Source organism: Chryseobacterium endophyticum (assembly GCF_056333165.1).
This window is the reverse complement of the sequence record NZ_JBWGXE010000009.1, coordinates 101807-122877: the sequence shown is the minus strand read 5'-3', so window position 1 is coordinate 122877 and position 21071 is coordinate 101807. Positions and strand designations below refer to the sequence as shown.

15 protein-coding genes are annotated in these 21071 nt (G+C 43.4%); 5 read left to right on the top strand and 10 right to left on the bottom strand.

The features are described from left to right. Window positions 1-8: 8 nt before the first annotated feature. From AC0N32_RS17555 to AC0N32_RS17510, 10 genes are all read right to left on the bottom strand, one after another. Window positions 9-947: an alpha/beta hydrolase gene (locus AC0N32_RS17555; protein ID WP_476395141.1), complete on the bottom strand. Its 939-nt coding sequence runs from the start codon at window positions 945-947 to the stop codon at window positions 9-11. A gap of 103 nt (window positions 948-1050) precedes the next feature. Next, window positions 1051-2721 carry a glycoside hydrolase family 28 protein gene (locus AC0N32_RS17550; protein WP_476395140.1) on the bottom strand — a complete coding sequence of 557 codons (1671 nt, stop codon included), beginning with the start codon at window positions 2719-2721 and terminating at the stop codon, window positions 1051-1053. 1 nt (window position 2722) lies between these two features. After that, a complete protein-coding gene (locus AC0N32_RS17545; protein WP_476395139.1) occupies window positions 2723-3568 on the bottom strand; it encodes a rhamnogalacturonan acetylesterase in 846 nt (281 codons plus the stop codon). 37 nt (window positions 3569-3605) lie between these two features. Beyond that, window positions 3606-5249 (bottom strand): glycoside hydrolase family 43 protein, encoded by a 1644-nt coding sequence (locus AC0N32_RS17540; RefSeq protein WP_476395138.1) that lies wholly within the window; start codon window positions 5247-5249, stop codon window positions 3606-3608. Window positions 5250-5297: 48 nt separating this feature from the next. Next, window positions 5298-6563 (bottom strand): glycoside hydrolase family 88/105 protein, encoded by a 1266-nt coding sequence (locus AC0N32_RS17535; protein WP_476395137.1) that lies wholly within the window; start codon window positions 6561-6563, stop codon window positions 5298-5300. Window positions 6564-6575: 12 nt separating this feature from the next. Continuing rightward, window positions 6576-7544, bottom strand: coding sequence for a DUF4861 family protein (locus tag AC0N32_RS17530; RefSeq protein ID WP_476395136.1), 969 nt, complete (start codon window positions 7542-7544; stop codon window positions 6576-6578). Window positions 7545-7617: 73 nt separating this feature from the next. After that, window positions 7618-9003 carry a pectate lyase family protein gene (locus AC0N32_RS17525; protein ID WP_476395135.1) on the bottom strand — a complete coding sequence of 462 codons (1386 nt, stop codon included), beginning with the start codon at window positions 9001-9003 and terminating at the stop codon, window positions 7618-7620. 58 nt (window positions 9004-9061) lie between these two features. After that, on the bottom strand, window positions 9062-10084 hold the full coding sequence (locus AC0N32_RS17520; protein WP_476395134.1) for a pectinesterase family protein: 1023 nt from the start codon (window positions 10082-10084) through the stop codon (window positions 9062-9064). Window positions 10085-10163: 79 nt separating this feature from the next. Continuing rightward, window positions 10164-11999 carry a RagB/SusD family nutrient uptake outer membrane protein gene (locus tag AC0N32_RS17515; protein ID WP_476395133.1) on the bottom strand — a complete coding sequence of 612 codons (1836 nt, stop codon included), beginning with the start codon at window positions 11997-11999 and terminating at the stop codon, window positions 10164-10166. 10 nt (window positions 12000-12009) lie between these two features. After that, window positions 12010-15027 (bottom strand): SusC/RagA family TonB-linked outer membrane protein, encoded by a 3018-nt coding sequence (locus AC0N32_RS17510; RefSeq protein WP_476395132.1) that lies wholly within the window; start codon window positions 15025-15027, stop codon window positions 12010-12012. Between the two features lie 872 nt (window positions 15028-15899). On the opposite strand from AC0N32_RS17510, the gene kduI reads away from it, so the two are divergent. The 5 genes from kduI (at window position 15900) to AC0N32_RS17485 (ending at window position 20995) form a co-directional block, all read left to right on the top strand. After that, window positions 15900-16736 (top strand): 5-dehydro-4-deoxy-D-glucuronate isomerase, encoded by an 837-nt coding sequence (gene kduI, locus AC0N32_RS17505; protein WP_476395131.1) that lies wholly within the window; start codon window positions 15900-15902, stop codon window positions 16734-16736. 6 nt (window positions 16737-16742) lie between these two features. Next, window positions 16743-17525: a gluconate 5-dehydrogenase gene (locus AC0N32_RS17500; RefSeq protein ID WP_476395130.1), complete on the top strand. Its 783-nt coding sequence runs from the start codon at window positions 16743-16745 to the stop codon at window positions 17523-17525. Window positions 17526-17542: 17 nt separating this feature from the next. Further along, window positions 17543-18940: a glucuronate isomerase gene (gene uxaC, locus AC0N32_RS17495; RefSeq protein WP_476395129.1), complete on the top strand. Its 1398-nt coding sequence runs from the start codon at window positions 17543-17545 to the stop codon at window positions 18938-18940. Window positions 18941-19130: 190 nt separating this feature from the next. Further along, window positions 19131-20138, top strand: coding sequence for a sugar kinase (locus tag AC0N32_RS17490; RefSeq protein ID WP_476395128.1), 1008 nt, complete (start codon window positions 19131-19133; stop codon window positions 20136-20138). A gap of 194 nt (window positions 20139-20332) precedes the next feature. Continuing rightward, window positions 20333-20995, top strand: coding sequence for a beta/alpha barrel domain-containing protein (locus tag AC0N32_RS17485; protein WP_476395127.1), 663 nt, complete (start codon window positions 20333-20335; stop codon window positions 20993-20995). Window positions 20996-21071: the final 76 nt, after the last annotated feature.

Genomic DNA, 21071 nt, shown 5'->3' with positions numbered 1-21071 from the left:
TCTAAAATCTAGTGAGGAAAATCTTCGGTTCGGGTTCTTTTATTTTTTATCCTGTTTAAAAAGTCCAGGGTATGTTTCAGGGTTTCCGAAAACCAGGGTTCCGCCGACCAGAAAGAGTGCGGAGTGTCTTTGATCTCGTGAAATTCTGTATAAGTGCCGAAGCTTTCCAGCTTTTTCATCATATCGTCTCTTCCGGCATGGAACCTCGGTTGTGAACTGTTGATGAAGAGTGTGGGCGGTGTTTTCCGGGTTACATATTCCAGTGGCGACGCTTCCGTCCAGTTTTTCAGGTTGGATTCCCGGTCGCCGTTCAGCCAGTACGCGGCATAGGTGCTTTCTTCGGCCTCAGGATGAATGAAGGATACGATTCCGTCTACATTAATGATGGCTTTGATTTTATTTTCGGGTTTTACGCCAACCAGCGTAGCCATCTGGGCACCGGCCGATTCACCGTAAACGAATATAGTTTTCGGGTCGAGGGAATATTTTTTATGGTTCTTTTTCAGCCATCGGATGCCGGTCTCAATATCGTTAATGCCAGCGGGGAACTTGGCTGCATCTGCAAGCCTGTAGCCTATGGCGATCACGACATAGCCGTGAGAAGCCAGTTCCATCGCCATATATTTTTCATTTTCTTTACTTCCGGAGATCCATCCGCCGCCGTGTACCATGGCAATTCCGGGATAGCTTTTCGATCGGTCGGAAGGGTAGTAGATGTCGGCTTTTAATGAAAGTCCGCCGATATTGGAATATTCGCCATTTTCATCGACCAGGATATTCTTCGGAACAGGCCTGTCGATCGGGGTAATGAAGGGATATTTCTTTTTTAATTTTTCGAAGGTGCCTTCGTTGGTATAAGGAGTAGCATTCGGACGGCTTACCTGCCCGAATGCCATTGTCCCCATAAAAAAAATAGAAATATAAGTATGTTTTCTGTTAAAGATCATCGGTCAGAATTTTTAACCCCTAAAATCAGCGTACATTAAAAAAGGTTGGTTATTAATCATTTACCCTTTAATGCTTTTGGATGTTTCTAAGGTGTCGATCAATTTATTTAACTGCATTTTTAGCAACATCGGATCCCACGGAAACAAAGTTTTTATCAGCACCTGCCTGTTTCGGTAAAAGTACTGCGCCGGTTTTTGCGCCGAGAACTTTGATATAGGGTTTCCTGTCAGATTCAAACTTTACCGTGGAGAGGTTGATGTTTTTACTGTTGTAAATGGTTGCCCCCGTCCCTTCGGAATATTTAAGGGTAACATTTTTTAATTGAATCCCGTCGGCATCTCCTATGGTTAATGCTTTCTTCGTGTCAAACTGCGAATCTTCGATCACGATATTTTTAAGGTTCATTTCAGCTAAACCGAATAGCGTAATGGCTTCGTAGGAGTTTGCCGCACTGATATTTTTAAAGAAAATATTCCTGAAAATCGGCGTTTCTTCCGTTACGGAATATACTTTTTCGGGTGTTTTGTTGCCTTCCTGCTTCTGCCCGTCTTCCAGAACCGGGGATGCACCTTCATAAAACATATTGAAGCCGATCGTCTGCGTCGGAATATTGATCATGTCGATATTTTTGATGTAAATATTTTCAACGATGCCGCCTCTCCCGCGTGTGGTTTTAAAACGCAGCCCGATATCCGTTCCGATAAACGTGCAGTCGGAAACCTGGATGTTTCTGGCGCCGCCGGACATTTCGCTCCCTACGACAAAACCGCCGTGACCGTGATACACCACATTGTTTTTAATGATGACGTTTTCGGTAGGCATTCCTCTTTTCCGGCCATCCTCATTTTTCCCCGATTTGATGCAGATCGCGTCATCGCCGACATCGAAAGTATTGTCGTAGATCAGCACATTTTTACAGGATTCCAGGTCGACCCCGTCGCCATTTTGGGAAAACCATGGGTTTCTTACCGTAAGGTTTCTGAGAATGACATTGGTGCACATCAAAGGATGGAGGTTCCATGCCGGGGAATTCTGGAAAGTAGGACCATCCAGAAGTACTTTGTCACAACCGACCAGGCTGACCATCACAGGACGGAGGAAATCTTTAACATTTTTAAGCTCGTCCTTCGATATTTTATCAGGAACATTAAAATTGGAACTGCTTTCAAGCCCTTTCCGGTAGCTTTCGGAAGGGTACCAGTTTTTGCCGTCGGAAGATAAAACACCGCCGGATTTTACGATCTCTTTCCATTCGGATTCGGAGACTTTGCTTTTCTTAATAGCTCTCCATGCTTCACCGCTTCCGTCGATCACTCCTTTTCCGGTAATGGCGATATTGGTGGCGTTTTTTGCTGAAATGGGAGACTGGCAGCGTATGGTATTAAGCCCCTCAAAGCTCACGTCCACCAGCGGATAATCGTTTTTATCTTTGCTGAAAACCACAAAAGCGCCTTCCTCCACATGCAGGTTGATGTTGCTTTTGAGTATAATAGGGCCTGTAAGCCACATTCCGCGCGGAACTACGAGTTTACCGCCGCCTTTTTTGCTGAGGGCGTCGATGGCTTTTCTGAAGGCTTCCGTATTTTTCACCGTTCCGCCGGCCACTCCTCCGAATTCAATGATCGAAGCGGTATTTGCCGGAAAAGATGTTTCTATCACCTGGGGCATTTTAAACTCAATATTTTTGTAAATATCCAGGTTCTGCGCATGTATCATCTGTCTAGAAAACAGCATGGCTGCTGCAAAAACGATCGCTTTAAGAGACTTCTTCATATTATTTTTTTTGAGTTGTCATTATTTTTTTAAATTCCTGATAGACCAGAGACGCAACTGCCTGGGCACCTTCCGGCTGAAAATGGGTGTTGTCTTTCTGTCCCTGGGGATAGGCTTCATATACGTTTTCCGGCAGATTCATAAAGTAATGATTCGTAGTGTAATCCTGTCCTTTTCGTGTAAAATATTCCATGGAAAGTTTATTGAGATCAATCAGCGGAACGTCCATTTCCCGGGCTACATCGATCGGGGCCTGCCAGTATTCACCGTGAACATTTTCCAGCTTGCCGTCTTTCCATGGATAATTGCGGGCAACCGGCGTGATAATAACCGGATTTGCGCCTTTCTGACGGGTCTGATCTACAAATAAACGTAAAAATTCCTTGTAACCTTGGATATTCACAAACCTTTCGGGGTGCTTCTCGGAGCTGTCATTGTGTCCGAACTGTATCATGACGTAATCTCCCTGCTGAAGATGCTCATAGACATACCGCCACCGTCCTTCCTGGAAAAAAGTCCGCGTACTTCTGCCGCCATGTGCCTGGTCGATCACTTTCACAGAATCTTTTTTGATAGCGGGTCTGAGTAATCTCAGGCTGTCTTTGGTAAAAAAAGGCTGGAATACCTGGCCCCAGCCGGTGATGGGATAACGGACCTTCATATAGTCCTTGCCGGGTTCGTAATCTCCGGTATAGTCTGCCACGGTAGAATCTCCGATGAGGTAAATATGCGTCACCTTTTGATCAGGTTTTGCTGCTGCCTTCTGAGTTTTATTTTGTGATTGGCAACCCGACAGCAGCAAAAGACTGATTAAAAAAGAAACTAAAATATATGATGTTTTTGTCATGAGTTTTAAATAAAATCTTTGTGCATTAAAAAGGCATTTATTTTTTGGTGATCCTGAACCATTCGAAGTCTCCATATCCGCCTCGCGGTGCTTTGGAAGCGCTGATGCTGTACAGCCCGACTTTCGCACCGATCCATTTTCCGGGTCTGGCCTGAAAAAATTCTCCGGCTTTTGTAAAATCCCGGCCGTTTTCACTGTAGCTGAACCGGCACAGACCGTTTGGTTCCTGTACCTGTACTTTGAGGTAGGCTTCATTTCCTTTCAATCTGGTTTCAAATAAAATTTTTTCTTCGCCGCCTTTATCTGCTTTTTCGGCTTTTCTCAATTGAACATAAAATCCGTCAGGTTTGTTGGTCACGACAAGGGAAGCGTGGTCCAGGCCCATGACCAGTAATCCGGCCGTTTTTCCTTCCTTAGCTTCTTCGGGAACAAGCTTTACCTTCGTGGAAGCTGCAAAGTTGGGTGCAGGAAATTTCTGGGTTAAAAGGTTGGGGACATTCCATAGGTTTTTTTCTCCTTCAGGAACTTTTATGGAGAAAAGCCTTAAAAACTTCTGCCCCGGTATTTTGGATGACCAGATGATATTTTCATTGGCACTCCACTGCCATTGCATCCCGATTTTTTCATCATCAAATTCGTCGGTTTCGGGAGGGGTGATAATAGGGTAGGTTTTTCCCACATTCGGTTTCCGATAGGTGAGAACCGGCTCGCCAATGCCGTTTTTATTGGTGTCTGTTCCGATGACGGGCCAGTCGTTTTCCCATTTCATAGGCTGCAGGTGAATGATCCTTCCATAGGCGTCGACATCCTGGAAATGATAAAACCAGTCTTCTCCCGACGGCGTATCTACCCAGGCACCCTGATGAGGTCCGTTGATTTTGGAGTTACCCTGCTCAAGGACAATTTTTTCTTCGTAAGGACCGTAAATATTTTTTGATCTTAAGGCCAGCTGCCAGCCGGTCGCAACCCCGCCCGCAGGGGCAAAAATATAATAATAGTCGTTTCGTTTGTACATTTTCGGGCCTTCAACGGTGGGGTGGGCCTCGTGACCGTCGAAAACATGTATGCCTTTATCCAGGATTTTTGTTCCTTCCGGATTCATGGTGTTGATAGTGAGCAGGCTTTTTACCCCCGCACGGCTTCCTGCCCATCCATGAACCAGATAGGCTTTCCCGTCGTCATCCCAAAACGGACAGGCGTCAATCAGACCTTTGCCTTCCATGATTAAGACCGGTTTTTCCCATTTTTTCAGGGGATCTTTAGTTTTTACCATGTAAATCCCGAAATCAGGATCTCCCCAGTAGATATAAAATTCTCCGTTGTGGAAACGCATGCTGGGTGCCCAGATACCGTCACCGCGTTTCGGTACTGAAAAATAATCAGCAGGCAAAACGTCCTCCACCGCATGATTCACCAGATTCCAGTTCACCATGTCTTTCGAATGCAGGATGGGCAGCCCGGGAGCCTCGTTGAAACTCGAAGCGGTCATATAATAGTCATTCCCGACCCGGATCACATCGGGATCAGAATAATCTGCATACAGAACGGGGTTTTTATAGCTTTTACCCAGATCGGCAGTCCAGACCTCAGAAACATATTCTTTTTCCTGGGCAGTAAGGAATGCTGAGCCTGACGACAATAGTGCAACTGCTGTTATATTTAAAATAATTCTTGAATTCATACCTTAATTTTAATCTTGCTCAAGTGAATACGGATTTTAATTCAATTCTTAACGCGGCTTTTCAAATTCAAGGCTCGCCAGGATGAAAGGGCCGGTTCCTTTCGGATCGTTGGACCGGATTTCTTCATTGACGTAATATTCGTAGGAACCGCTACGGTAAGGGTTTCCGCCGAGGCCTGCAACGGCGCAGCAGCGGTTGAGATTTACCATTCCGTTTTCATCTACTGTGATCAGATGTTTAATGATCCCGTCATACCCTTTTTGGGCAAAAGTTTTATAGAAATCGGGAAGATATTTTTTGTTAACCGATTTCATCATGGTATATACGAACATGGATGATCCGGTAGCTTCCAGATAATTTCCTTTTTCATGGCCTTTATCAAGAACCTGGTACCATAATCCGGTTTCTTGGTCCTGAACTTTAATCACGGCGTCACAGTATGATTTCAGGTAAGATAATATTCTCGCTCTTCCCGGATGATTTTTCGGCAGGTAATCGAGTACATCGACCATGGCCATTCCGTACCATCCCATGGCTCTGGACCAGAAATTAGGGGAAAGCCCGGTTTTTTTGTCGGCCCACTGCTGTTCCCTGCTTTCGTCCCAGGCGTGGTAGAGCAGTCCTGTTTTCTTGTCAAGGAGGTGTTTCTGGATCAAATCAAACTGGTTTACAATATCATCATACGCTTTTTCTGCATCTTTCCCCTTGCTGAAAACGCTTGTGTAGTGCGCATAGAAAGGTTCGCACATGTAGAGGCCATCCAGCCACATCTGGTTGGGATATATTTTCTTGTGCCAGAAACCGCCTTCCGAAGTTCTCGGCTGTCCGTCGATCTGTGAACGAAGGGTTTTCAGGGCTTTAAGGTATTTGTCTTTTTTCTCCTGCTGATAAAGATAAATGAGAACATTTCCGCAATTCAGCATATCGATATTGTATTTGGAAAGATCGTATGAGACAATCGTTCCGTCTTCTTTTACCATCGTATCGCCAAAAGTGGAAATATAACGGTAATATTCCTTGTTTCCGGTCAGTTCGTAGATTCTTTCGGCACCTTCAAGAACAATGGCGGTGGGGTAGCTCCATTTGGGAGTTTTATTGTAGTCGAGCATCCAGGCTTCGGGAAAGCGTTTCATTTCGGAGAGCAGCATTCTCTGTGACCATGGAAGATCTGCCGGAATCCTGTCTCTTAAGGTGGTCGCTGCCTGTTTTTCAGGGGAAACCGTAGCAGTCACTTTTTGGGCACAGGAAAAAAATATTCCCGAGCATAAAGCGGTTATGGCGTATATTTTAATATGATTCTGAATGAAATTCATACGGGTTTAGCTTTAAAGTTGATCGTTTTGGTCTAAGATATCAAGTTTCTTGTCGAGGTCCCTGTAAAAATCTTCCTCGGTTTTAAGGCCGCCCGGTTCCATAGACCATGCTCCCATAAAATAGTAGGAGACGTTTTCAGATTTTTTGAAAACGATGGTATGGGTAGATTTTGTCTTTACATAGGAGTCAAAGCTTTTGACAGGGTAAAAAACGGCCATTCCCAGAGCGTCGTCCTTTTTGGTTTCAGTCTGATTTCCGTAGGTGGCTACATAAGCCCATTTTTTATTTTGGCTTATTTGCTGTTTGACGGGTATATTTTTAAAGGCCACAATGCCTGTACATAAACCGGAAACCGGTTTGCTGACATTCAGGTCAACCTTTACAAATCGATCTCTGCTGAAGATCGTAAGCCTGGATTTCAGGTCAATGGCATCTCCCCAGGTTTTCCAGCCCTGGTAGTCTATCGTGGCGTAGGACTGGTCTTTTGCGTTAAAAACTTTAGCCACGGTATTCTGAACGGTTTTAAAGGTTTCCACAAAATCATTCTGATCGTCATACCGCCCATACGAACCGATACCGATGGTACGTCCGGATTTCAGGATGTCCTGTCCCCATGCCGCTTCATGATGGTAAGATTCAAAGCCGTCCTGGCCCACACCCGGGAGCACGAGCGTCTTTACTTTTTTACCGAAAATATCGGTCGCATTTCTCCAGTCGAGGTAAAGCCGGTAGGCAATCTGGTTGTTTTCCAGACCGATTCCCTCATACCTGATGTAGGTAGAATGGTCGGTATGGGAAGCAGGCAGCGTCAGTCCCTGAATGTTTTTGAAAGTTCCGCCTATATATTTATTTCCTTCCCATTTTCCGCCTTCTTTAACAGAAAGTTCTGCATAGGAAAAGGGTGAATCAGAATTTTTCCTGATTTTTTCAACCACAGCAGTCTGGGCCGTCAATGTCGTATTGACAAAGATTCCTGCCATTATCATTTTAAACAAATTCAGTTTCATATACATTTTCATTACATAAATTGTTTAATGAAAGCTTTCATGGATATTAGTTTTGTGCGTCGGTTATATTTTTGACAATGTCATTAAAATATACTTCAATATTGTCATAGTTTTTATCTAAATCTCTTCCGTTTGAGTCGGAAATGCCAGGATTCAGTTTGTGCCTGATTTCCCATTCATCCGGCATTCCGTCGTGATCGGAATCTTTCAACGGCTGTCCCGGTTTCAGATCGGGAAATCCTCCCACATCGTTCTGTGAGTCGATGATTCCGTTGCGGCTGCCTTTTGATCCTTCATGGCTGAAGCTTCCGTTCTGTACGTCTTTCATGATCCGAAGATCCACGAGATCTCTTTTGAGGCTGGCACCGCCTGTTTTCAAGATCTTTTTATACGCTTCAACGGCAGCATGTGTTCTAACGTTATTCTGTATATCATGCGGTTGGTCTTTTTTGATTCGGTTTTTCTCGGTATCGGTAAGGTTGTAACGTTTCATCTGGTTAAAAACACCTTCAGACCAGTTATAGGCAGTCGCTTCCGGGCTTCCTTCGACGACATTTCCGCTGATATAATATTTCCCCCAGATCCGGTAAACTTCTGCTTTTGGGTTTTCATTTTTATCGATGGATGCGATTCTCTGTGTCGTGATGGTGGCCGGTCCGGGTTTGTAGTAGTTGCTGACGATATTTACGTTCATGCCTTCGCCGCCGTAGATGCTGTTGTGACCCCAGTTGTAGAGGGCATTGTTTCTGAAATCCGTAAGGTCGGTCAGGGCAAATTTGCTTCCGGCATACTCGCCCAGTCGGGGGTTCCGGCTGTCATGGTGGGCATACAGGTTATGGTGAAAAGATGAGAATTTTCCCCCCGCGATACCACCATATCCGTGAGCGCCTTTCCGGTGTGCGGAGTTTCTTAGGCTTTCTGCAATAACGCACCATTGAAGGGTTGTATTTTCATTGGCATAGACAGAAACCGTTTCGTCCGTCGACCAGCTCATGGAACAGTGGTCTATGATTAAATTTTTTATAAACCTCGCACCCAAAGCGTCTCCTTCGTAGTTTTTCCGGTCGCCCATTCTGAAGCGCATGTACCGGATAACGACATTATCGGCTGCTACGAAAGTTTCGTAGTTGGCCACCGTGATTCCGTCTCCGGGAGCGGTCTGCCCGGCGATCGTTACATTTCCTTCCTTTATTTTCAGGGGAGATTCGAGGGAGATAGTTCCGCCGGTCCGGAACACAATGTATCTCGGTCCTTTCTGATCTAGAGCATACCGTAGGGTTCCTTCGGAGCCGTCATCCGTTAATTTTGTTACAAAATATACTTTTCCGCCGCGTCCTCCGGTGGTGTAGCGGCCGAAACCTTCAGCGCCGGGAAAACTGATGACTTTTTGAGCCTCTGCCGGATAGGAGAGGAAGCATAAAAAGCCTGTCATTATTATTTTCCGGGAGTGGAAGGCCATACGTTTCAATTATTTTAATTTAGATAAAATTTTAATTTAAATTTTTTGAGGGAACCCAGTTATCTTGTCCTTTCAGAATAAGTACAGTATTGTATTCCCCGGTTTGTACAGGCTCCAGCTGGTGGGACCATCCGACTCTTGAAGCGGGATCGGCTCCGGCGCCGCTTGACCGGAACTCTGCATAAAATGTGGTTTTTTCGGCATCAGGTTTATTCCAATTATGCCAGCCTTCGGGTTTTATGATGGAACCGAGTTTGCAGTTCAGGTATACCGTTTTGGCAAAGGGTCTCCACGGTCTTCCGAGATATACGGATTTTTCTGCAGCATTTCCGGTGAGGGTACAGTGGATAAAAACAAACCCAAACCTGTTTTCTTTCGGTGTTGAAGCGGCGGTAATGTAACTTGCCGTTTCTTTGGAATAAATGATACAGTTTTCAAAAACGGCTGTTCCGGCTCCGAAAATATAGTCGGTTGTTCCTTCAATATAGCAGTTTTTAAAATAGGTCCTGGAAGGTTTGGTCTTATCTTCAAGATCCTGTGTCCCTTTCAAGTAAAGGGTGTCCTGGTTTCCGAGCAGCCGGCAGTTTTCAAAAGCAATCCTGTCACCGGTCGTTAAAACCGCTACAGCCTGGCCTACTTTTCCGGCGCTGTTTTCAAAGGAAATATTCTTTGCGGTAAAATCATTGGAAAAAATAAAGACTGTTGCCGAGCCTGTTGTTCCGATGTCTTTTCCGTCTGCATTTTTTTTAGAGGCAAAATCATCAAAAGTGATGATGGTTTTTTCTGCTTTTTCTCCCTCCAGCAGGATGGGGCCTTTGGTTTCCGGGATGATGATCTTTTCTTTGTAAAGTCCGGCTTTGATAAAAATTTTCGTTCTTTGGGAAGAACCGTTTCCTACTGCGTCGACAGCTTCCTGAATGGTCATAAAATCACCTTTTCCGTCTTTTGAAACCACGATCAGCCGGTCGCCGGTTTTAAAAGAAAGAACACTGAAAATTACGATCAGAGCCATTGAAAGCAGGAGAAGGTTTTTAAAAATTGCGAAGCTTTTCATAACCTCTTTTTTGTTTTAAAATACAGACTTCCACGCTGAGACAGAAGTCTGTATTTTGATATGAATGTGAAACTTTGTTCTAATATCCGTAATCCTGGGTAAGATTATAATTGGAGTTGATGATATCTGCTGCAATAGGCAGAAGCTCCTTCCGGTTAGGCTGGAAGTAATAAGCATAGCTTTTTATAGGGTCACCGCTGATGTAAGGCTGTGTCATGGCCAGTCTCCAGTTGACCTTCGTATATCCTGACGGGGTAGCAACACTCTGATTAGGACTGTAGAAGATATCCGTTTTTGCAATTCCATTGAGGTAAAAGTCAATGTCTAACACGTTTTGCTGTGCCGTTTTGGAAGGCGCATAATTGGCCACTCCGGCAGCCGGTTTTTTATAGAAAATATATTCCGGTACGTTGGCGTAGATCCCTGTTCCGTTCATAAACTGGGTCAGTTTCTGCCTGGTTTCGTTAATTTTTGTTTCCAGTAAATTCCAGCGGATGAGGTCATATTTTCTAAGGCCTTCACCCCCGAACTCAAGCATTCTTTCTTTTACGATATAGTTGAAAAACCCGGGTTTGTCAGTTGGGATGGTTCCTACCTCTCCGGGATTTCCGGCATAAGCTCTCTGTCTTACGGCCATTACGGCATTGATGGCTTCCTGTGACGGGCCGTTGTGTATTTCATTGTCCGCTTCCGCAAACATCAGAAGAATGTCCGCATATCTCAAAAGAGGCCAGTCGATTCCTAAATTCTGGGAAGTTCCGGTGATGGAAGTCCATGATTTTCTGAATTTTCCGTCGTTCCAGTTGATGGCAGTCTGCAATTCCTGCTGCTTCGAGGTGTTTACCCTGAAGATCGCGATATTGACATCTCTTCTCAAATCGTATTTTGAAAATTCATAAAAATACACCGGGATCGCACTGATTCCTCCGGAAGATTTCCAGTCGGTATCATCATGTCGAAGGCCGTTGTAGTAACCGATTTTACTGTCTGTTCTAGAGTTTCCTCCAAAAGCGCCAATGGCATAGATAATCTCATTGGTTGCATCCGGGGTGTTTGTATGCAGCGACCTGAACAATCCTTCATAGCTTGGATTAAGCTGGTGCTGGCCGGAATTAATAATATCCCTGCACTCATCGTAGGCGATCTGATAATACTTTTGAGGTTCGGAACCCTGCATCATCATCTGTGGATTTCTTCGTAATGAATATCCTGCTCTTGCTAAAGCTATCCTGGCTCTTAAACCTTTCACAGCAGCTTTCGAAATTCTCTGTGGGGTCGTATTTCCTTCCGATCTCCACGGAACAAGACTTTCCGCTTTCAACAGGTCATTAAGTATTTTATCGTAAATGATATCCCTGTCTGTTTTAGCTTCATAGAGGTTGGGAAGATCGGATGAAGGCACATCATGGAAAGGCACATCGCCCCAGTTTTTGATGAGATCATGATAAAAATGAGCTCTCAGGGTGAGCGCTTCCCCAAGGTATCTGTTCATGAGTTGCTTGTCTGCTTCAGAACCCGTCTGGAAAACAGGCGAGATCGGGATGTTTTTAATCACAAGATTGGCTCTTTCAATTCCGGTATAGGTATCCAAAAACGGCCTTAAAAGTTCCGTATTGGTAGGAATAGCCCCGAAGCAGCTTACTCCTCTTCTGTCATTGGCGTTGTAATCTCCTGAAGTTCTCAGGTCATCACCGGATTGGGACAGGATAAGGTTCATTCTCTGTCCGTAGGTGTTGTCGCCCATGGTACTGTTGTAAACTCCCACGAGAGCAGAGAAAGTATCTGATACGGAGTCAAACTGTTGCTTTTCAGCAGTATTGGATAAGCTTTCTACATCCAGATACTCTTCACAGGAATTGATCGAGATAAGCCCTGCAATGGAAAAAACAATTGTTAGAAATTTATTTTTCTTCATAATATTAGATTTAAAAAGTGATATCAACACCTGACAAAATGAATCTGCTTCTCGGATAGGCAGCATAATCTACTCCCGGTGTCAAAGGATTTCTTCGGGTATTGGCTTCCGGGTCATATCCCGAATAGCCGGTAATGGTGAATACATTGTTCATCGTAAAATACAGCCTGAAATTTGAAAGTCCCAGCTGGCTGGTAAAGTCTTTTCCGAGTGAATAGCCGATGGTAAGGTTATTGAGTCTCAGGAAAGATCCGTCTTCAATGGCGTAAGAATGCAGGAAATAAGCACCGGCCGGTGGGGTCCACATGGTGGTATTGGCATTCATGGCGGCAAGAGCGGCAGGATCATTTACTTTAGTTCCGTTGTCATCAAACCATCTCCAGCGGTCGGCTACCTCGGCAAGCATATTGTTGTCTCTGTAAAGGTATTGTGTGGAGTATTCTATTTTATTCGCGTTGTATACTTTATTTCCGACAGAGAAGTTGAACATAACGCTCATATCCCAGTTTTTGTAGCGGAAGGTCTGATTAAAACCACCGTAGAATTTCGGCTGGGCATTTCCCAAGTCGGTCATATCATTGTTATCGATAACACCATCGCCGTTAAGATCCTGAAGTTTCAGATCACCCGGCTGTACGGGTTTTGCGCCGTTCGCTGCGGCGGCTGAGCTTGGAATGCCTGCTTTCAGGGTGTAAGCCTGTGTAGTAGGGTTGTAGTCAAAATCACTGACCTCATATCTTCCTGCCGTCACATATCCCCAGTAGGTTCCCACCGGTTTTCCGACCTGTACCAGGAAGTCATTGAGGTTGTTCTGCCATCCTGAAGGAAACAGGTAGTAGTTGGAACTTGCCGAAGCACTGTTTCCCAGGCTTTTAATCGTATTCTGATTGGAAGAAATGTTGGCATCGATCTTCCAGCTGAAGTTTTCCTTATTGATGATGGCGCTTCCGATGGAGAACTCTATTCCTTTGTTGGTTGTGCTTCCCGAATTTTGGTACTGGTATTCATATCCTGTGGTCTGAGGAATTTTAGCCAAAAGCAAAAGGTCTTTCGTGTCAGTCTGGTAAACATCCAGGGAACCGTATACTTTCCCTTTAAACAACCCGAAATCCAGACCTGCATTTTTTGAAGAGGCCGATTCCCATTTTACCGCCTGGTTAGACATGATGTTTCCGGTCGTCGCACCTGGTGTAACATTGGTTCCGAAGGCATATCCGTAATCCGACGAGGTGGTGAAGAAGGTATCATATAAAAAGGCTTTGATCCTGTTGTTTCCGGAGAGACCGTAGCCTGCTCTCAGCTTAAGTTCGCTGATGACCCTGCTTTCTTTCAGGAAATTTTCTTCATTGATCTTCCACGCCACGGAAGCAGCCGGGAAATAACCCCAGCGGTTTCCTGGACCGAAAACGCTGGATCCGTCCATCCTCATGGATGCCGTTACGATATACTTATTTTTAAAGATATAGTTGGCCCTTCCGAAAAAAGATACGATCCTGTCCGGTAAAACATCAGCCTTCGGATTTTCCTGTACGAGTCCGGAAGGCGGGTTGGCCGACTGGATGTTGGCGAATGCCTCCTGCGGGCTGATCGATTTCGGAAGCCATTTGATGTTCATCATCAAAGATTCTGCATCGGTTTTTACGGTTTCCTGGCCCAGTAAAAAGTCTACTTTGTGATTGCCGTATGTTTTTCTGAAATTTAAGGTATTGGTATTGGTGATCCTTCTGGATTGTGCTTTACTTAAAAAAACAACCGGCTGATCGTTATTTTGTCGCGCAAGACTCGTCACCGTTCCTGAAAACTGATTGACAAATTCATCCCGCTGTACATAGCCTATTACACTTCTGAAGGTGAAGTCTTTATTGATCTTATATTCAATGATACCGTTCAGCAAAAGGTCATTACGGCCGTTTTCCTTCACTTCATTATCTGCCAGGATGATAGGGTTTACCAGGTTGGTCTCGTTGGCAAACAATGGATCGAATTCATCGATATTTTTAGCAGGCCCTCCCTCGAACGGCTGATATCTGACCGCATTTCTAAGACGGTTAGTGCTCTGGGAACCTGTAGCGGAAGTTCCGGCGCCGAAGATGGTCTGCCTGCTGTATCTTGCATTCAGCGTCAGGCTCAGTTTTTTAGAAAGATCGTAATCATATTTGAAGTTGGCCATGTTTCTTTTGAGTCCCGAACCGATCATGATTCCGTCTTCCTGAACATTGTTTAGTGACAGTGAGAAAGATGAATTGTCAGAGCCGCCCGTAACCGATACATTGTGCGTGAAATTGAAAGCCTCTCTTCCGAAAACCTCGTCCTGCCAGTTAATCTTCTTCAGGTTCCCGTAATTTTTAGCAATATCCTGGAAACTTCCGTATCGGGTATTAAAAGCATCAATATCAGTCTGCACACCGCCTTTATTATAAATCTCGTACTGATAAAGCACATATTGGTAAGGATCCAGGACATCAATGGTCTTTTGGATAGATCTCACACCCAGAAATCCATTGTAGTTGATCGATGTTTTGGCTCTTTTGCGGCCGCCTTTCGTGGTTATAAGGACCACGCCGTTCGCCCCACGTGCCCCATAAATGCTGGTAGAAGAAGCATCTTTAAGAACTTCAATCGACTCTATTTCTTTGGGCGACAGGATCGTCAGCGCATTATCCATCTGAATACCATCGACGATATACAACGGAGCATTGCTTCCGGTAATAGAATTTCCTCCTCGTACCACGATGTCTACGTCTGCGCCGGGCGATCCCTCACTTAAAGAAACCTGCACGCCGGCAAGACGTCCCTGTATGGCCTCCGCGGCATTGGTAGAAGGCATATCTTTTAGTGCTTCCCCTTTCACGGAAGAGACCGCATTGGTAACATCCTTTTTAGAAACCTTGGTATAACCTACCAGAACCACTTCGTCGATCTTGGATTCTTTTTCCTTTCGGGGCTCTTTCTCTTGAGCCATGGCAAGGACAGGAAGTAGAAAGACAGTTAAATATAACCACTTTACGGATTGTACTTTTTTATCCATTTTGTATCCTTATAGTTTTAATTTTGGTTGAAATTTTTTTTCAATCTTCTTTTTTTGCGGATTCAAGTATTCTGTTGTTTTTTCTAGTGGAAATATTCTTTTAAATTGACGCTTACCATAGTGCAATCGATTGCGTAAATTTTCATATAAATATCCTGGCTCCTAAACTAATATTATTTTCCAATATGCAAAGAAAAAAATATTATTTTTTCATTAATTTGTGTTAAGAGGTGATTTATATAAAGTATTATTTAATTTGAAAATTATATATAAATAATTGATATACATTTGATTATATATTAATTTTAAGTAACTGAAGCTTCTTTAAAAAATAAATGAAAAGTTGATGGCTGTAGTAGAATTTACCTTAAAATTTAATTAAAATCATCTCATTTTGCCGATCTGATATTTACCAAAATTGAAAGACAGCATCGAAATTTAATCTCATTTCCTGATTTTTATCATCTTTTGAATGATTATTAAAGCGAATATTTCAGACGCTGAAAGACGGATTTGATAATGAAAGCGGAAGACTGCTCGATTTAAGTTCAGTTTTGATGATATTTAATAGCCAGGATTGCTTATTTTCTGGCATGATTTTATATTTTTCTGCGTTTTGAACATCAGTTTTGGTTAATATCCGGGAATGAATTTCTTTTTTTACTAAAGTATTAATGCTTGTTTTTGAATTTTAATTAGTTGAATATGAGCTTTTTATAAATTTAAATTAAATTTTTGTTAACTAATTAAAGAATAATGATATATTTATCCCACAAGTATTTCTGTGAATTTTAGTGTAATTTTATGCAATCGATTACGCAATGTTTAACAGGTTTAATAAAAACCACCATAAAAGAAAAATAAAAAGAAGTATGGCACCATCAGAATTTCGTTATGCCCATCATCCCGAAGATGTAAAAAAATATACGACGGAAGATCTCAGAAAGGAGTTTCTGATCGATGATTTATTTAATGAAGATAAGATAAAACTGGTCTATTGTATGTACGACAGGCTGATTGTCGGCGGTATTATGCCTTCCGCAAAAGCCCTGACTCTGGAACCGACGGACGATCTGAAAGCTGAACATTTCCTGGACAGGAGAGAGCTGGGGATCATCAACGTCGGAGGCAATGGAAAAGTTACAGTAGACGGTGAAGTGTACGGGCTGGCCAACAAAGAGGCTTTGTACATCGGGAAAGGCGCAAAGGAGATTGTTTTTGAAAAATCAGGAAGCGAACAGCCTTATTTTTACATCAATTCTGCACCTGCGCACCATACGTACCCAACCCGCAAAATCACGAAAAACGAAGCCGAGATCGTAGAACTGGGAGACGAAAAATACGCCAATAAACGCGTCATCAACAAACTGATTGTGAATTCCGTTCTGGAAACCTGCCAGCTGCAGATGGGAATGACCGAACTGCAGCCCGGAAGCGTCTGGAATACCATGCCGGCACACACCCATACCAGAAGAATGGAAGCCTATTTTTATTTTGACCTTGAGGAAGGCCAGACGGTAAGCCATTTTATGGGCCAGCCTCACGAAACACGCCACATTTTTATGACCAACAGGCAGGCGGTACTTTCTCCGGAATGGTCTATCCATTCGGGAGTGGGAACCTCCAATTATACCTTTATATGGGGAATGGCCGGAGAGAATATGGATTACGGCGATATGGACGGAATTAAAACCAACGAATTAAAGTAATTTCCAATGAATTTATTTGATTTATCCGGAAAAGTAGCGGTCGTTACCGGAGGCACGCACGGTCTGGGAATGGCAATGGCAGAAGGACTTGCCGCTGCCGGTGCTGAACTGGCCATTACGAGTACCACGCCATCGAAATTAGAAGAAGCTTTGCAGTATTATCATGATAAAGGATATAAGGCAACAGGCTATCTCTTTGATGTGACCGACGAACTGGAAGCTGCTCAGAAAGTCGCTTTAATGGAAGCAACCCACGGAAAAATAGACATCCTGGTCAATAATGCAGGCATCATCAAACGCATTCCGGCCATTGAAATGGAGGTCGAAGATTTTAGAAAAGTAATCGATGTAGACCTTACCGGTCCTTTTATCATGTCGAAGCTTGTCGGAAAATACATGATCAAAAGAAAATCAGGGAAGATCATCAACATCTGCTCTATGATGAGTGAGCTGGGCCGCGATAATGTGGTGGCCTACGCCTCTGCAAAAGGCGGGCTTAAGATGCTCACCAAAAACCTGGCCACCGAATGGGCCAAACACAACATCCAGGTAAACGGTATCGGTCCCGGATACTTTGCCACATCGCAGACAGAGCCGATAAGAGTGGATGGAAATCCCTTTAACGATTTTATCATCAGCAGAACACCCGAAGGGCGTTGGGGAAACCCCGAAGACCTCGCCGGAACCGCAATTTTCCTGGCCTCTGAAGCCAGTAAGTTCATCAACGGACAGATCATCTACGTTGACGGCGGAATTCTGGCAACCATCGGGAAACCCGCTAATGAATAACTACAGAATCAGATAGAATGAAACCTTTTATAACAGATCAATTTTTACTACAGAATAAATACGCTGAAGAATTGTACTTCAGATATGCAGAAAAACAACCCATCATTGATTATCATAATCATTTGATCCCTAAAGATATTGCCGAAGATACTGTTTTCGAAAATATTTCCAAAGTCTGGATCGCCGGCGACCATTACAAGTGGAGAGCCATGCGTACCCTGGGCGTCAGCGAAAAATTCATCACCGGGTATGCTACCGATAAAGAAAAATTCCAGGCCTGGGCAAAAACAGTGCCCTTTACCCTGAGAAACCCGCTTTATCACTGGACACACCTCGAACTGAAAAGGTATTTCGGAATCGATGAATTGTTGAATGAGGATAATGCCTCAGACATTTACGACAACATCACTTCGCAGCTCCAGACCCCGGAAAAATCCACAAGAGGACTGTTGAAAATGATGAACATAGAATCACTTTGTACCACCGAAGATCCTACCGATACCCTCAATTATCATCAGGATCTGGCGAAGAGCGATTTCAGCATTAAAGTAAGCACAGCTTTTCGTCCGGATAAAGCCATTTTAATTGAAAACCACAACTTTGCAGATTATCTTGCAAAGCTGGCTGAAGCTGCAGGTATTGAAATTAATTCTTACCAGACGCTGTGTGATGCCTTACTAAAAAGAATCGAATATTTCCACGAAAACGGCTGCAGGCTCTGTGACCACGGATTAAACAATATTTCTTTTGAAGAATCTACGCAAGCTGAAATCAATGCCATCTTCAGTGATAAGTTGGATGGAAAGGTAATCGCTGAAAAGCAGGTCAACCAATTCAAAACGGCTATTCTTTTGTTTTTAAGTGAAACCTATCACAAATACGGATGGGTACAGCAGTTCCATTTAGGTGCTTTAAGGAACAACAACGAGAGAATGCACAGAATTCTCGGTCCGGATACGGGTTGGGACTCTATCGGTGATTTTGTACAGGCCGAAACTTTGTCTAAATTTTTAAACACCTTAGACGGAAAAGATAAATTAACAAAAACGATTATTTATAACTTAAACCCTGCCGACAACGAGATTTTTGCCACCATGATCGGGAATTTCAATGATGGAAGCATTAAAGGAAAAGTACAGTTTGGGTCGGGATGGTGGTTCCTGGATCAGAAGGACGGCATGATCAAGCAGATGAATGCCCTTTCCAATATGGGATTGATCAGCTGTTTTGTCGGTATGCTTACCGATTCCAGAAGTTTCCTTTCTTTCCCGAGACATGAGTATTTCAGAAGAGTGCTGTGCAACCTTTTCGGTGAAGAAATGAGAAAAGGAGAACTGCCGGATGATATGGAACATGTCGGGAAAATTATTTCCGATATCTGCTACCATAATGCTAAAAATTATTTTGATTTTTAAATTAAATAAGAACTCTCGAAGATTGAGCAAATCCAGCAGATGATTATGTAAAAAAAATTGCGTAATCTGTCAAATTTGAGAGGTATTAGTTAAGTGAAACGCTTTAAGAACTAAAAACAATTAGTAGTAAAAAATATTAACGACCCTTTGCATTAAATAGCAAGTATTTAAATGATCATTAATTTAAACAATGAGCAATAAAATAGTCACATTCGGAGAAGTCATCATGAGGCTTTCACCTACCGGAAACCGTACCATGAAGCAAAGCCATGAGATGGAATTTTTTTTCGGCGGAACAGAGCTGAATGTAGCGGCATCACTCGCTACCATGGGATGCAGGGTAAGGCATGTGAGTTGTGTTTCAGATGATTTTGTCGGGGAATCTGCGCTGTCATTTATCAAAAGTTTTGGGATCGATACCGCTTTTATCAGTAAAAATGAGCATCCTTTGGGATTGTATTTTCTTGAAACAGGCGCATCGGTTCGCGCAGGCAGAATCGCTTACAACAGACTGAACGGCTCCTTTGCAAACATCAAACCTCAACAGATTGATTGGGAAGAGGTTTTGGAAGGCCACCGGTATTTCCACTGGACAGGTATCAGCCCCGGAATTTCGCGCGCAGCCTACGAAAGCCTGAGAGAAGCTTTAAAAACCGCCCGTGAAATGGAAATGGAAATTACTGCCGATCCTGCCTACCGTTCCAACCTGTGGAAATACGGCAAAAGCGGGCAGGAAATTCTGAAAGAACTGGTTTCTTATTCCACGATCTTCATCGGAGGGGTCAACGAAATCAATGAAATCCTGGGTAAACAGTTTTCTTTTGATAAAGAAGGTTTTATACAAGCCTCTGAAGCATTGCAGAAGCATTGTCCCTCAATCCATAAGATCTTCGACAAAATAAGAATCGGCGTTACGGCGAGTGCCCAGAAAACACAGGGAAGAGCCCTGCTCAACGGGAATTATTTCGAAACGGATTTGCTGGAAGTCAGCCCGGTGGTCGACAGGATAGGGACCGGAGATGCCTTTGCTGCCGGACTTATCTATGGACTGATTCATTTTGATGATGAAAAAGCCCTGAACTTTGCCAATGCAGCATGTGCCATCAAACACACCATTGTAGGGGACATCAATTACAGCAGCGCAGAAGATATTCTCGAAGTCATGAACGGAGACTCCGGAGGAAGAATAAAAAGGTAAATGGCTTTTGGCTGCTAGCTGCTAGCTTTTAGCAATTGAATTAATCAGTTTAGAATGATATGTTTATAACTGATAAAGCTTTGTTCTTTTATAAGCGAAGCGGCTTTGCGAAACTAATGGCAGTCCGCAATAAAAATACCTTTGCGAACTCTGTGTTCAAAAAAAGATTATTTCCAATAAATAATGAAATAAAAATGACAAAAATTCAAGCTGTTACGAACGTCATCATCAGCCAGGGGATTTTACCGCTGTATTATCATGCTGACGAGACGGTAACGATAGAAATATTAAAATCCCTATACAAAGCGGGAATACGTGCGGTGGAATATACGAGCCGCGGTGAATCTGCCCTGGGCAATTTTCACAAAATGATTGAAGTCCGCAATGAAGAAATGCCGGAAATGCTTTTAGGAATAGGAACGATAAAAGATGTAAAGCAGGCAGAAGAATATTACAACGCAGGTGCCGATTTTTTTATCAGTCCGGGATTTGTAAAAGAAGTGTCCGAATTTTTAATTCCGAAAGACCTCTTATACAGTCCGGGATGCATGACGCCGACTGAGATCATAGAAGCTGAAAGATCAGGCGTCACCTTCATCAAATTATTCCCGGGAAATGTTCTCGGATCCGCATTTATGAGTGCCATCAAAGAGGTGTTCCCACATCTGAAGTTTATGCCAACCGGTGGGGTAGATGCTACCAAAGAAAGCATTGAAAGCTGGTTTAAAGCCGGAGTTTCTGCCGTCGGGATGGGAAGCAAATTGATAAGTAAAGAAGCTATGCTGGCAAAAAATTATGCAGGCATCGAAAATGAAACCAGAAAAGTACTGGACATTATTCAGACTTTAAGATCATAAAAAACGTTGCATTCAACCCACCATTAATGATTAAGAAGTTAGGAAAAATAACAATTGATTAAGGAAAAACTCTATG

Excerpts from the sequence above, each read along its gene's own strand:
- AC0N32_RS17530 (WP_476395136.1), bottom strand. The coding sequence starts at position 7,544 with ATGGCAGGAATCTTTGTCAATACGACATTGACGGCCCAGACTGCTGTG.
- uxaC (WP_476395129.1), top strand. The coding sequence starts at position 17,543 with ATGAAACCTTTTATAACAGATCAATTTTTACTACAGAATAAATACGCT.
- AC0N32_RS17525 (WP_476395135.1), bottom strand. The coding sequence starts at position 9,003 with ATGACAGGCTTTTTATGCTTCCTCTCCTATCCGGCAGAGGCTCAAAAA.
- AC0N32_RS17550 (WP_476395140.1), bottom strand. The coding sequence starts at position 2,721 with ATGAAGAAGTCTCTTAAAGCGATCGTTTTTGCAGCAGCCATGCTGTTT.
- kduI (WP_476395131.1), top strand. The coding sequence starts at position 15,900 with ATGGCACCATCAGAATTTCGTTATGCCCATCATCCCGAAGATGTAAAA.
- AC0N32_RS17545 (WP_476395139.1), bottom strand. The coding sequence starts at position 3,568 with ATGACAAAAACATCATATATTTTAGTTTCTTTTTTAATCAGTCTTTTG.
- AC0N32_RS17520 (WP_476395134.1), bottom strand. The coding sequence starts at position 10,084 with ATGAAAAGCTTCGCAATTTTTAAAAACCTTCTCCTGCTTTCAATGGCT.
- AC0N32_RS17515 (WP_476395133.1), bottom strand. The coding sequence starts at position 11,999 with ATGAAGAAAAATAAATTTCTAACAATTGTTTTTTCCATTGCAGGGCTT.
- AC0N32_RS17500 (WP_476395130.1), top strand. The coding sequence starts at position 16,743 with ATGAATTTATTTGATTTATCCGGAAAAGTAGCGGTCGTTACCGGAGGC.
- AC0N32_RS17535 (WP_476395137.1), bottom strand. The coding sequence starts at position 6,563 with ATGAATTTCATTCAGAATCATATTAAAATATACGCCATAACCGCTTTA.
- AC0N32_RS17540 (WP_476395138.1), bottom strand. The coding sequence starts at position 5,249 with ATGAATTCAAGAATTATTTTAAATATAACAGCAGTTGCACTATTGTCG.
- AC0N32_RS17510 (WP_476395132.1), bottom strand. The coding sequence starts at position 15,027 with ATGGATAAAAAAGTACAATCCGTAAAGTGGTTATATTTAACTGTCTTT.
- AC0N32_RS17555 (WP_476395141.1), bottom strand. The coding sequence starts at position 947 with ATGATCTTTAACAGAAAACATACTTATATTTCTATTTTTTTTATGGGG.
- AC0N32_RS17490 (WP_476395128.1), top strand. The coding sequence starts at position 19,131 with ATGAGCAATAAAATAGTCACATTCGGAGAAGTCATCATGAGGCTTTCA.
- AC0N32_RS17485 (WP_476395127.1), top strand. The coding sequence starts at position 20,333 with ATGACAAAAATTCAAGCTGTTACGAACGTCATCATCAGCCAGGGGATT.